The following is an 11,915-nucleotide window of genomic DNA, read 5'->3' as shown; positions in this document are numbered from 1 at the left end:
AAGCTCCCGAATAAGATTGCGTCACGGGCAAATAGCCTGGGGCCTGTGCATCTGTCTTACAGCTATGGTACTTGGAAAACTGTACTGAACAGCAACCCACGCCGTGTTACGGCGTTTTATCATAAAGTAACTTTTGAAGTTACTCAGAAGTTACAGACAGATTTGCATTATAATCATTTCAAACCACCTTGCAAACCATCCTTTTTATCCCCTTGCCAGATCAGAACAATGGCCGTGGCGGAAATCCCTTCCCCGCGCCCCACGGCATCCAGCCCTTCGGTGGTTGTGGCCTTGATATTCACACACTTCGAATCCATGCAAAGAGATTCTGCAATATTTTTTTCCATCTCTTTCCGGTACGGACCGATTCTGGGTGCCTGTGCAAAAACCGTGGCATCAATATTCACAACATAAAACCCGGATGCTTTCAGATGGCTGCCTGTAATCCCAAGAAGTTTCAGGCTGGAAATATCTTTAAAGGCAGGATCGGAATCCGGAAAAAGCCCTCCGATATCTCCCATGCCCGCAGCACCAAGCAGGGCATCACAGACAGCATGGGTAAGGACGTCCGCATCGGAATGGCCGAGAAGCCCCATGGGATGGTCCAGTCTTACGCCGCCAAGGATCAGGGGGCGTCCTGTTACCAGACGGTGGGTGTCACTGCCGATGCCGGTGCGCAGATCAAAAGGATGCATAATATTCTCCCTTACAGGTCAGAAATCCCGTTTTCGGAGATTTTTATACATTTCCTTTCCACGGACGTAAAGGCGTAAACCTTCCGGGGGCAAGATGGCGTGAACCAGAGGAAAAAAATGGTAAAAGCAGAAGAAAAAAAGGTAAGTCAGAGATAAAGATATGGCTGTCCGGACAGGGCCTTTTCAGTGGACAGTGTGGGTTTCGATGCGCATGGAAAATTCGCTTTCAAGGAGAAACATTAGAAGTTCAAGGGTCATGGTATCCATGACATCGGGATACCAGCCCATGCGGGTGAGGGCCTCATTGATTCCGGCAAGGGTAAAGGCACCTCCGTTACGGAGAAGGCCGTACACGTCCTTGACCAGACGATGCACTTCGCCCGGATCAAGTCCCTGACCCGTCAGTCTCATGAGGAGGGTGGCACATACATCGGCGGAATTGGCAACAGCAGGAGAAATCACAGGCAACCTCCCTTCGTTTTTGTCCTCAGGATAAATCTTTAAAGATAGTCTCCATGGCATGGAACAGTGTTTTTTATGAAAAACACACTCTGCATTCTGATTTCATATTTCAGAAGAAAGCGGGAATGTCCATAGGGAAAAACTCTATTTTCCCGGGAAAGATTCCCGAAACCCTCAAAGAAAGCAGGGATAAAAGCCGGTCATTAAAAGGAATGATTGCCATGCCCATACCCAAAGAGCGGGCACACAAAAGCAGAAAAAAAGAAAATGATCAAGATTAAATATTGAAAAGACGGCAAATTATGCTACATGAAAGGACATCTTCTGCGTATATCAGGCATATGGGGTTCCTTACCCTGTTTTCCGGCAAGGCCAAGGCATAAAAAAACCGGAAGGGTTCGGATAATTTTCAACTGAAGCAGGGAGAATTTTTTTGAAAGAACATATCCGTATCCTTATTATTGATGATCACCCCCTTTTCCGTGAAGGACTGAAATCCATTATTGAAAGAAACAGGCGCTTTGAGCTGGTGGGGGAAGCCGGATCCGGCAAAGAGGGACTGCGCATGGCAAGAGAACTCAAACCGGACCTCGTGCTTGTGGACATATCCCTGCCCGACATCAACGGCATACAGCTCACCCGGGATCTTACGGCCGCTTCCCACCCCGTGCGTATTCTCATTGTATCCATGCATGCCAAAATTGATTATATTGCCGAAGCTTTTCAGGCGGGAGCCATCGGATACATTGCCAAGGATTCCGCATCGGACCGCCTGATTCAGGGCATAGAAACGGCCATGCGGGGGGATTATTATCTGGACAGCGCCATCTCCCATCAGGTTGTGGAAAAACTCATACAGTTTCCCGTAAAAGAGGCAAAGATCACAGATACGGAATACGGCTCCCTAACGCCGAGGGAACAGGAAGTCATGCGTCTTCTGGCCGAAGGCAGCACACCCAAGGATATCGGTGACCGCCTGTGCATCAGCCCGAAAACCGTGGAAAATCACCGGGCCAACATCATGAAAAAACTCAATGTCCACTCCACCATGGAGCTGGTCCGTTATGCGGCCCGGCTGGGACTCATTGATGTGGATCTCTGGAAAGAATAGACAGAACCTTTCCGCTACAATTTTTTATCATGCATCTTGCCCACCCCATAATCCTTACGCCGCATAAATTTTTCAGCGGGTGGTCCCATCAGCTGCATCTCAGGGTTTGTTTTCAGCACATCCATGGCAATGTGCATTTCCTTGGTGCAGCCCGTGGAATAGGTGGCATCCTTTCCCACCCACTCCGGCGGCACCTTTTCCCCAAGGAGGGTAAAGGTTTCCGCAATATCCTCGTAGGTCTGAAAACGCCAGATATCAATATAGCCACTGCGCTGCACAATCTCCCACATATACATGAGATCATCGGCATCCATTCCGGGCTCATAGTACTGGGACGGGTTAATGATAAAGGTTTTTGCAAAAAGTGTCCGCAGATGGTCAATGAATACCGTCATGATCCGCTTGGCTTCATCTATCTTACCGGGTATGGAGCCGATGATACCGCTGTAAAACATGACAGCCATACCACCCTCCCTTGCTTCTTTCATCTGCCCGATAATGGCTTTGGCCCTGCGCTCCAGATCAAAGTGGGAAAAACGGATCACCTCCGGCGGAGCAGGCTTATGCAGAATATCCACCCGCCCTCCTTCCATGGTACAGATATTGAAAACAGGACGGGTAAACTGAAAGTGGGTATCAAAAAAGCGTCTGCGCTGTTCTTCGCCCCTTGAAATAATCAGATCACATTCCTTAAAGGCCCTTGCAAAGGTGGTACAGGCCAGCAGGAGATTGACATTTTCCCTTGTACCATCTGAAATCACGATGATATTTTCTTCTTTTCTTAAAATATCCACGAGGGCATTTTTGCTGATCTCGGGATCTCCCAGAATACGGGCCGTTTCCAGTGCCTGCTGCAGCACCCTGTCTTCCATGACATCGGCAAAATCCACCTTGGTAAAAATGGGCTCACCCTTGAAACTCACCACAATTTTATGCCCAAGACGGGCAAGGTAGCGGATGATTTTTAAATCCATGATGATTTCACCGGCTTCATTGGCAAGCCAGAGAATTTTCTTTCTGTCCCCCGCATCGCTACAGTGAAAGGACTCCCCCCGGACTCCCAGAAAACAGAAAAGCTCTTTCACTTCACCCGTCAGGGGACGGGAAAAAATTTCCAGAAACCCCTCTTTGTCGGGCAGTACGCAGGATTCCCCCTGCCACAGCTCACTGGCTCCGGTCATGAGAAAAAGCCGCTGGAGTTCAAGGGAATTCAGATTGTCCCGGATTCTTCCCAAAGAAACGGGGGGCCTTTTCATGGCAGAAAGATCCACAAAATCAAAGGCATCCTTGAATTCCTTTGAAGACAAAACCTGAACCGCCCACTGATTCCGCAGATACTTTTCCTCAAGGTAAGGGTCAACAATGTTGGTCTGATTCAGAAAAATCCGGAAAAGTCTTTTTTCTATACGGGAAGGAATCATCAGTTCATCCCGGGTTTCATGCTGAAACTTGATGCGGATCAGGGCCTTCAGAAAAGCTTTCTCATCTTCTTTTTCTATGAAGTCCTCAACAAGGGCCAGAATGCGTTCCAGCACCTCTCCGTAACGCTGCTGAAGAAAGGCCGAGGCATTCCTTCCCATGATGGCCTGATACATTTTTTCCGAGCAGGGATAATAGCGTTCCTCCGGTGCCGTATGCACCATGAATCCCACCTGCTCAGGCGGCGCCACCTCTTCGGGGTAGGCCGCATGGTCCAGGTGGTTTTCAATATAAAAGGCCGCTTCCCATGCCGCCTGAGCCGCTTTATGATTCTCCTCTGCTTCCCTTTTCATATCCACCTTCATATCCATACCCCGGATTCTCCCTGCCCGATGCGCCACCGATGAAAAAAAGCTGCCTCCAGACCTTTGACAGTCCTTTTAAATAGATGGGGGAAAGGTGTCAAGGCCCGGCCCGCATGTTTGACAAAAGGCAGGTATACTGGTATGACCTCTTGCCAATACAGCAAACAAGGAGACCCCATGCCCATACGTCCTTCCCTCCATACGGAACACAACATTCTTCACCGTATCCTTTCCGGCACATGGCCCGAAGGCACATCCCTGCCCCCTGAACGGGAACTGGCAGAAAGCCTCGGGGTCACACGGCCCACCCTCAGGGAAACCCTGAAACTCCTTGAGCGTCAGGGCTGGATCACCATCCGCCATGGCAGAAGCTCCGTGGTCAATGACTTCTGGAAAAGCGGAGGCATGGGTATTCTCAGCACCCTTGCCCGGTATACGGAGTTCATCCCCCTTTCCCTGATCACGGAACTGCTGGAACTGCGCATGGAAATCCTGCCCCCCTGCGCCCGTCTGGCGGCCATCCACCATCCTGAACCCGTGGCAGCCCTTCTGACACCGGATCAGCTGCCCGGAGAAGACCCGAGAATCTTTTCAGAATTTGACTGGCACCTTCAGGAAACCATGATTCTGGCCGCAGGCAGAAGGGTACCCCTTCTCATGTACAATGATTTCAAGGCCCTTTTCATCAACGGCGGAACCCTCTACTTTCAAACTTCCGAAACACGCAGGGAGTCCATGGAATATTATGAAGCACTCCCTGAGCTCCTTTTTACAGATCCCGATGCCGTGGAAAAAATTGCCGCAGAAGCCATGAAAAAAAGCCTTGCCTACTGGCAAAGTCTCTTCCCCGGAGCTTCGGATACGGAAAAACCCACAACAAAAACAGAGGAACCATGAACCATTATGATCTCATTGTCATCGGAGGCGGCATCACAGGGGCTGGCATCTTCCGCGAAGCCGCAGCCATGGGCCTTTCCGTACTTCTCCTTGAGGGCGACGACTTCAGCTCCGGCACATCCGGCCGGTCTTCCAAACTGGTGCACGGCGGGCTGCGCTACCTGAAACAGGGGCATCTTCACCTCACCATGGACTCCGTCCGACACAGGGAAAGGCTTATGAAGGAAATGCCGGGACTTGTCACAGAGCTTGCCTTTCTCATGCCCCTGTACAGGGATGGCGGACCTTCGGTGCTACAGATGAAAGCCGGACTTTTTCTCTATGATCTCATGGCAGGAAAACAGCGCCATGCCTTTGAAAACCCTGAAAGCATCCACCTTGCCCTTCCCGGCATGAGAAGGGAAAAACTCTCCGGTGCCTTTATCTTTCATGATGCCCAGGTGGATGACAGCCGCCTTGTACTACGGCTCATCCGGGAAGCCTGCTGCCATGAAAAAGCCTTTGCCCTGAACTACACAAGGGTCACAGCCCTTGCAAAAAACAAAGAAGGCCGGGTAACGGGTGTCTGTACCCATGACAGGGAAAGCGGAGAAAAAAGAAAGTACTTCGCCCCCCTTGTGATCAACGCCACGGGCGTTTTTTCAGCGAAGCTCCACCCCCTGCCTTCAAAAAAACTGCATATCCGGCCCTTAAGGGGCAGCCATCTTGTCTTTTCCTCCCGCCTCCTGCCCCTGAAAACAGCGGTGAGTTTTTTCCACCCCCATGACCGGCGTCCGGTTTTTCTCATTCCATGGGAAGGCGCCCTGATTTTTGGCACCACAGACGAAGACAGTACCCTGAAGGACGCGGAAAATCCCGTGATCACCAGAGATGAGGTTCTGTATCTTCTGACGGCACTGACCCATCTTTTTCCGGATGCAGGATTCAGCGAAAAAAATATCCTCTCCACCTTTGCGGGACTGCGCCCCGTTGTCACAGAAAGCATGGTAAAAAAACCCTCCCAGGAATCAAGGGAGCATATTGTCTGGCAGGCTCCGGGGCTCATCAGCGTCACGGGCGGCAAACTCACCACCTTCCGCAAACTGGCCTGGGATACCCTGAAGCTGGGCTGCCGCCAGCGCCACCTGCCCCTGCCCGATGTCAAAACTCCCGTTGTTAAGGCATTTGCTCCGCCCTGTCCGCCAGAACTTGATCCAAAACTATGGAAGCTGCTCTGCGGCCGCTACGGCAGTGATGCGCAGTATCTTGAAACAAAAAACCCTGCCCTGCTTGAAACCATTCCCGGAACCCGTCATATCCTCGCAGAAATCCCCCTTGTCTGCCGGGATGCTTCCATACGCCATCTGGATGACCTTCTTCTGCGCCGCCTGCGCCTTGGCCTTGTTCTCGCCGGTGGTGGCATGGATATCATGGATGACATCAGGGATCTGGCCCTGCCTGTTCTGGGCTGGCGCCTTAAAAAATGGGAGCATGAAGTTCTGAGATATAAGGAGCTCTGGCAGAAAAACCATGGAGTTCCCCGATGAAAGAAAGCCTTCTGGCCATCGACTGCGGCACCCAGAGCCTGCGCGCCCACCTCTTTGATGCTGAAGGCCGTCTGCTGGCATCGGAAAAACGCTGCTACGCTCCCTATGAAAGTCCAAAACCCGGATGGGCGGAACAGGATGCAATGTTATTCTGGGATAATCTCTGCAAGGCCTGTCTAAGCCTTAAAGAAAAGGCTCCGGAAGAATTTCTACGCATCGCAGGCATGGGCATCACTACCCAGCGGGCCACCATGATCTGTCTGGACAGAATGGGCAATCCCCTTCGACCGGCCATCACCTGGCTGGATCAGCGCAAGGCCTCTCCTGTATGGCAAGCCGGTTTGCTTTCTCCTTTTCTGCACCTTGCCGGAGCATCCCGGCTGGTGTACAAGGCCCAGACCGATGCCAAATGCAACTGGATTGCCCAGAACCAGCCAGGGCTCTGGAAAAAAACCGCCTGTTATATGCAGGTGTCAGGCTTCCTTAACCACAGACTCACGGGAAATTTCAGCGACTCCACCGCCTCACAGATCGGCCACCTCCCCTTTGACTATAAAAAACAGGCCTGGAGCGGTCCCCTTTCCCTCAGCCGCCGCCTCTTTCCTGTACCGGAAAAAAAACTGCCGGAGCTTTTCCCGCCGGGGGCTGTCCTCGGCAGGGTCACGGCCAGTGCATCCCGCGCAACGGGCATTCGGGAAGGTGTGCCCGTCATCGCCTGCGGATCCGATAAGGGCTGCGAAACCTTAGGGGCCGGCGTTTTTCAGCCGGGCATGGCGAGCCTGAGCTTCGGCACCACGGCCACGGTGCAGACCACCACAAAGGACTACTTTGAGCCCCTTCGCTTCATGCCTGCCTACCCGGCCCCAATTCCCGGATACTACAATGCAGAGGTGGAAATTTTCCGGGGATACTGGATGATCACCTGGTTCAAAAACGAGTTCGGCCATCCGGAAACCCAGGAGGCTCTTGCATGTCAGCTTCCCGTGGAAATGCTGCTGGACCGTCTTCTGGCCGAAACCCCGCCCGGAGCCATGGGCCTTGTACTGCAACCCTTCTGGAGCCCCGGTCTCCACCATCCGGATGCCAAGGGCAGCCTCATCGGATTCGGGGATGTCCACACCCGCGCCCATGTGTACAGGGCCGTCATCGAGGGGCTGGCCTATGGGCTTCTCGACGGCCTGCACAGCATTGAAAAACGTGGAAAAATTCCCATCCATACCCTTGCCGTTTCCGGCGGTGCTTCCCAGAGCGATGCGGTGTGTCAGATTTCCGCAGACATCTTCAACCGCCCCATGGTGCGGGGGGAAACCTGTGAAACGTCGGGCCTTGGGGCAGCCCTCGTCACGGCCGTGGGTCTTGGTCTGCATCCGGATGTGACGACGGCCCTTTCCCGCATGGTGCGGGTACAGCAGCGTTTTGTCCCGGATGCCGACAATGTGAGACTTTATCATCGCCTTTACACCGAAGTGTACCAGCGCATGTACAAGGCCCTTGCCCCCCTGTACCGGAAAATCCGGGACATCACGGGGTATCCGGAAAGCCGGTGAAAACCTGAATATAAGGTAATTATTCAGCACCGTTTTCCAAGTACCATACCTGTAAGACAGATGCACAGGCCCCGGCTATTTGCCCGTGACGCAATCTTATTCGGGAGCTTCTTGCCCTGTGCGGAAGCGGCAAAAACTCCCCGCCACAGGCAGGATAAGCTTTTTGATTACCATGGCAGGCCTTAGTACGCTGCCTTTGTGGCGGCTCAGACAGTTTGCCGCTTCTTTCGCACAGGCCTGCGAAGCTCTGATCCGAAACGATTGCAATGTCACTTGCAAATAGCCACGGAGCCTTGCAACAGTACGATGCTGCTGTAATTACAGCATTGTCAGTTCAGAATAAACTGTGCTGAACAGTTACAATAAAAGATGAAAGGAAAACCCATGCCCTCCCACAGCCCATGGATTCATACCCCGCCCCCTGAAAAAAGCTTTCGCAGCATCTTCCGCTGGGGCGATCCCCACACCTTCAAGCATCCCAACCCCAGACTCCACGCCATGCTGAAAGAAACCTTCGGCCTTGGGGACAGGGATTTTCTCACCCCCCGCTTCACGGGCGAGGAAAGGGTTTCAGAAACCCTTCCCGTCCCCCTGCCCCTTCCCTTCATTCAGGCCATGGAAAAGGCGATGGGGCCGGAGCAAGTGCAAAGGGATGCCTTCAACCGCATCCGCTACAGCACGGGAAAAACCACGGAAGAGGCTCTGGCCCTGCGCCATCACCATACAGAAGGCATCACGGATCTTGTGGTGCATCCCCGCCACAAACGAGACGTACAGGCAATCGTCTCCCTCTGCCACGAGCACCGCATCCCCCTTTCCGTGTACGGCGGCGGCTCTTCCGTCACCCTGGGTCACCGCATGGAAAAGGGCGGTGTCACGCTGGTCATGGCCACCCACATGAACCGGGTACTCTCCCTGAATGAGGAAGACCACGCCGTCACCGTGGAGGCGGGCATCAGCGGTCCGGACTACGAGGCTGCCCTCAACGAAGCTCCCAAACGCTTCGGTGCCCTGCGGCCCTACACCTGCGGCCACTTCCCCCAGTCCTTTGAGTTCAGCACCGTGGGCGGATGGATTCTCACCCTGGGATCGGGGCAGGCCTCCTCCTATTACGGCGATGCGGCGGATCTCCTCCTTGCCGTGGAAGTCATCACCCCAAGAGGGGAGATTGTGACACAAAGTGTTCCCGCAACGGCTACGGGTCCTAAGATTCAGGATATTTTCAAGGGAAGCGAAGGGGCCTTCGGGGTTCTCGTCAGTGTGACCTTAAAAATCTTCCGCAAAATGCCGGAAAACACCAGACGCTTTTCCTTCATTTTTCCGGACTGGAAAAGGGCCGTGGCCGCATCCAGAGAGATCACCCAGGCCCAGTGCGGCATGCCTGCGGTGTTCCGCATCTCGGATGCCGAAGAAACGGATGTGGCCCTGAAGCTCTATGGCGTGGAAGGCGGGCCGCTGGACAGCCTCATGCGCTTTAGCGGATACCGGCCCATGGAACGCTGCCTCGCCCTGGGCACGGCGGAGGGGGAAGCGGGCTTCAGCCGGAATGTGGCAAAAAACGTCCGACGTATTGCCAAAAAATTCGGGGCCATGGGCCTCACTTCCTACCCGGTGCACAAGTGGGAGCATGGCCGCTACCTTGATCCCTACATGCGGGAAGATCTGCTGGATTTCGGCATCATCATTGATACCCTGGAAACGGGCGTCACCTGGTCAGCCCTGCACCGGGTGCATGACAGTGTGCGGGCCTTCATCAAGGCGCGCCCCCAGACCGTCTGCATGACCCACGCTTCCCATTTCTATCCCCAGGGCACCAATCTCTACTTTATCTTCATCGCCCGCATGGAAGATCTGGACAGTTACAGGGCCTTTCACAGGGAGATCATTGAACGCATCCTCCATGCAGGGGGCACCCTCTCCCACCACCACGGCGTAGGAAGGATGATGGGGCCTTTCATGGAAAAACAGCTCGGGGGAGAAAGCATGGAACTGCTGCGGGCCGTGAAGAAGCATCTGGATCCCCACGGGATTCTGGGGCCGGGGGTTATGGGGCTGTAAGGTGGAAAAGGTTTTCACCGCCCCGGTCAAAAGAAAAGCCTTGTCCTGGAACGCAAGACTGGATAAGGGCTTTTCCTTATCTGATTACTACCCTGACTCAGCCATAGCCTGCTGACCAGATTGTTGTCAGGTCCATGGTGAGAGCTTTCATGCGGGCAGGCGCAAGGCCTGCCCCTACGAATGGTTTTTACGGCCCCTGTTTTGTAGGGGCACCCTTTACGGGTGCCCGTCAACAATCGCAAAATCTGGACATGTAATTTCCATGGCTTAAAATTTCTATGGCTGAAAGAGAGTGATAATCAGATTTCCTTAATGCATAGGGAAGGATTTCTGGAACCGATTGTCGGAGAGGCGGATCGATGAAAAAGACTGCAAAGTCCAGGAGCCGGGAGGTTTTGATGGTGGGTTCCGGTGGTGTGCTGCTGGACGATATCCGGGCCTTGATAAAAGAAACCCGTGCCCAGGTGGCAACTGCCGTCAACGCTGGCCTGACCCTGCTTTATTGGCGTATCGGCAAGCGGATTAACACGGAGATTCTCAAGGGAGAGCGCGCCGAATATGGTGGGCAGATTGTCTCCGCAACGGGGAGAGAATTGGAACTGGAGTTCGGGCGAGGATTTTCTGAGAAGTCTCTTCGCCATATGATCCGGTTTTCCGAGGCGTTTCCCGAAGAGGCAACTGTCTCCGCAATGCGGAGACAATTGAGCTGGACGCATTTCAAGGCACTCATCTATCTTGATGACCCCCTCAAACGAGATTTCTACGCTGAAATGTGCAGGATTGAAGGTTGGAGTACCCGCACCCTGCAAACAAAAATCGGCTCCATGCTTTATGAGCGAACCGCCTTGTCCCGCAAGCCCAAGGATCTGGCCCGCATGGAACTGGATGCCTTGCAAAAAGAGAATCTGATGACCCCGGATCTGGTCTTTCGTGATCCCTACGTTCTGGATTTTCTCGGTATGAAAGACGCCTACCTCGAAAAAGATCTTGAGGCCGCCATCCTCCGGGAAATGGAATCCTTTCTGCTCGAACTGGGCGCGGGCTTCTCCTTTGTTGCCCGACAAAAACGCATGACCGTGGATGGCGATGATTTTTATCTGGATCTGCTGTTCTTCCACCGTGGCCTCAGACGGCTGATCGCCATTGAACTGAAGCTGGACAAATTCCGGCCCGATCATTTTGGGCAAATGTCCTTGTACCTGCGCTGGCTCGACAGATACGAACGCAAACCGGGCGAGGAAGCGCCACTGGGCATCATCCTCTGCTCCGGCAAGGATGACGAACGGATCGAACTGCTGGAACTCGGCCAGTCCGGCATCCATGTGGCCGAATACCTCACCGAACTGCCACCCAAAAAGGTTTTGCAGCAAAAACTTCATGCCGCCATTGAGCTGTCGCGCAACCGGCTCGAAAACAAGGAGGCGGAATGATAAAGCTGGATGAGGACACCACCGATGCCGATGACCTGATCGATGAAAAACCCTGCTGGGCCAGACCAATTTCTACCAGACGCTGACTCTGGAACTTCGCGCCCAAGCCAAACTGGCAGTGAAGGACGAATACACCTCGATTTTCTGGAGCTGGGCGAGGAACACAGCGAACGGCAGCTGGAGCGGGCGCTCATCGCCCGGATTGAGGATTTCCTCCGGGCCATGGGCGGCAAGAAGGTTACCGAAGCGACGCTGAACGGCTTTCCCAGCAGCCAGATCCCGGACAAGGTGTGAAAGAATCCTTACCGCTTCCTGATCGTGGCCGACAAGTTCCAGACCGGCTATGACGAATCGCTGCTGCACACCATGCAAAAAGCTGCGTTTCTCTTAACATCAGTGTGCGGG

10 protein-coding genes are annotated in these 11,915 nt (G+C 53.6%); 6 read left to right on the top strand and 4 right to left on the bottom strand.

The genetic code is table 11. The features are described from left to right. Positions 1–173 precede the first annotated feature (173 nt). Positions 174–695 carry a 2-C-methyl-D-erythritol 2,4-cyclodiphosphate synthase gene (gene ispF, locus LZ24_RS08385; protein ID WP_186443009.1) on the bottom strand — a complete coding sequence of 174 codons (522 nt, stop codon included), beginning with the start codon at positions 693–695 and terminating at the stop codon, positions 174–176. Between the two features lie 183 nt (positions 696–878). After that, complete coding sequence (locus LZ24_RS08380) at positions 879–1,157, bottom strand: hypothetical protein (RefSeq protein ID WP_144684481.1); 279 nt, start codon at positions 1,155–1,157, stop codon at positions 879–881. Positions 1,158–1,590: 433 nt separating this feature from the next. On the opposite strand from LZ24_RS08380, the gene LZ24_RS08375 reads away from it, so the two are divergent. Next, a complete protein-coding gene (locus tag LZ24_RS08375; RefSeq protein ID WP_144684479.1) occupies positions 1,591–2,268 on the top strand; it encodes a response regulator in 678 nt (225 codons plus the stop codon). 14 nt (positions 2,269–2,282) lie between these two features. On the opposite strand, the gene LZ24_RS08370 is transcribed toward LZ24_RS08375, so the two are convergent. Further along, positions 2,283–4,058, bottom strand: a complete 1,776-nt coding sequence (locus LZ24_RS08370; RefSeq protein ID WP_246118559.1) for an ARMT1-like domain-containing protein — start codon at positions 4,056–4,058, stop codon at positions 2,283–2,285. Positions 4,059–4,229: 171 nt separating this feature from the next. On the opposite strand from LZ24_RS08370, the gene LZ24_RS08365 reads away from it, so the two are divergent. The 5 genes from LZ24_RS08365 to LZ24_RS08345 all read left to right on the top strand — a co-directional run bounded on the left by LZ24_RS08365 (position 4,230) and on the right by LZ24_RS08345 (position 11,510). Then, a complete protein-coding gene (locus LZ24_RS08365; RefSeq protein ID WP_186443008.1) occupies positions 4,230–4,949 on the top strand; it encodes a GntR family transcriptional regulator in 720 nt (239 codons plus the stop codon). After that, a complete protein-coding gene (locus LZ24_RS08360) occupies positions 4,946–6,475 on the top strand; it encodes a glycerol-3-phosphate dehydrogenase/oxidase (RefSeq protein WP_144684475.1) in 1,530 nt (509 codons plus the stop codon). The genes LZ24_RS08365 and LZ24_RS08360 overlap by 4 nt, the downstream gene beginning before the upstream one ends. Then, positions 6,472–8,022 carry an FGGY-family carbohydrate kinase gene (locus LZ24_RS08355; protein ID WP_144684473.1) on the top strand — a complete coding sequence of 517 codons (1,551 nt, stop codon included), beginning with the start codon at positions 6,472–6,474 and terminating at the stop codon, positions 8,020–8,022. Before LZ24_RS08360 ends, LZ24_RS08355 begins: the two co-directional genes overlap by 4 nt. Positions 8,023–8,406: 384 nt before the next feature. Beyond that, a complete protein-coding gene (locus LZ24_RS08350) occupies positions 8,407–10,080 on the top strand; it encodes an FAD-binding oxidoreductase (protein WP_144684471.1) in 1,674 nt (557 codons plus the stop codon). 398 nt (positions 10,081–10,478) lie between these two features. Continuing rightward, complete coding sequence (locus tag LZ24_RS08345; protein WP_222427586.1) at positions 10,479–11,510, top strand: PDDEXK nuclease domain-containing protein; 1,032 nt, start codon at positions 10,479–10,481, stop codon at positions 11,508–11,510. Between the two features lie 72 nt (positions 11,511–11,582). On the opposite strand, the gene LZ24_RS17580 is transcribed toward LZ24_RS08345, so the two are convergent. Continuing rightward, on the bottom strand, positions 11,583–11,882 hold the full coding sequence (locus LZ24_RS17580) for a hypothetical protein (RefSeq protein WP_222427585.1): 300 nt from the start codon (positions 11,880–11,882) through the stop codon (positions 11,583–11,585). Between the last annotated feature and the right edge of the window lie 33 nt (positions 11,883–11,915).

It is taken from the genome of Desulfobotulus alkaliphilus (assembly GCF_007830435.1).
Taxonomy (GTDB): Bacteria; Desulfobacterota; Desulfobacteria; order Desulfobacterales; family ASO4-4; genus Desulfobotulus; species Desulfobotulus alkaliphilus.
This window is presented reverse-complemented; position numbering and strand designations above follow the sequence as displayed.

Bases quoted from the DNA above. Each gene is read 5' to 3' on its own strand.
- LZ24_RS08355 (WP_144684473.1), top strand. From the start codon at position 6,472: ATGAAAGAAAGCCTTCTGGCCATCGACTGCGGCACCCAGAGCCTGCGC.
- LZ24_RS08370 (WP_246118559.1), bottom strand. From the start codon at position 4,058: ATGGATATGAAGGTGGATATGAAAAGGGAAGCAGAGGAGAATCATAAA.
- LZ24_RS08360 (WP_144684475.1), top strand. From the start codon at position 4,946: ATGAACCATTATGATCTCATTGTCATCGGAGGCGGCATCACAGGGGCT.
- ispF (WP_186443009.1), bottom strand. From the start codon at position 695: ATGCATCCTTTTGATCTGCGCACCGGCATCGGCAGTGACACCCACCGT.
- LZ24_RS08350 (WP_144684471.1), top strand. From the start codon at position 8,407: ATGCCCTCCCACAGCCCATGGATTCATACCCCGCCCCCTGAAAAAAGC.
- LZ24_RS08365 (WP_186443008.1), top strand. From the start codon at position 4,230: ATGCCCATACGTCCTTCCCTCCATACGGAACACAACATTCTTCACCGT.
- LZ24_RS08345 (WP_222427586.1), top strand. From the start codon at position 10,479: ATGGTGGGTTCCGGTGGTGTGCTGCTGGACGATATCCGGGCCTTGATA.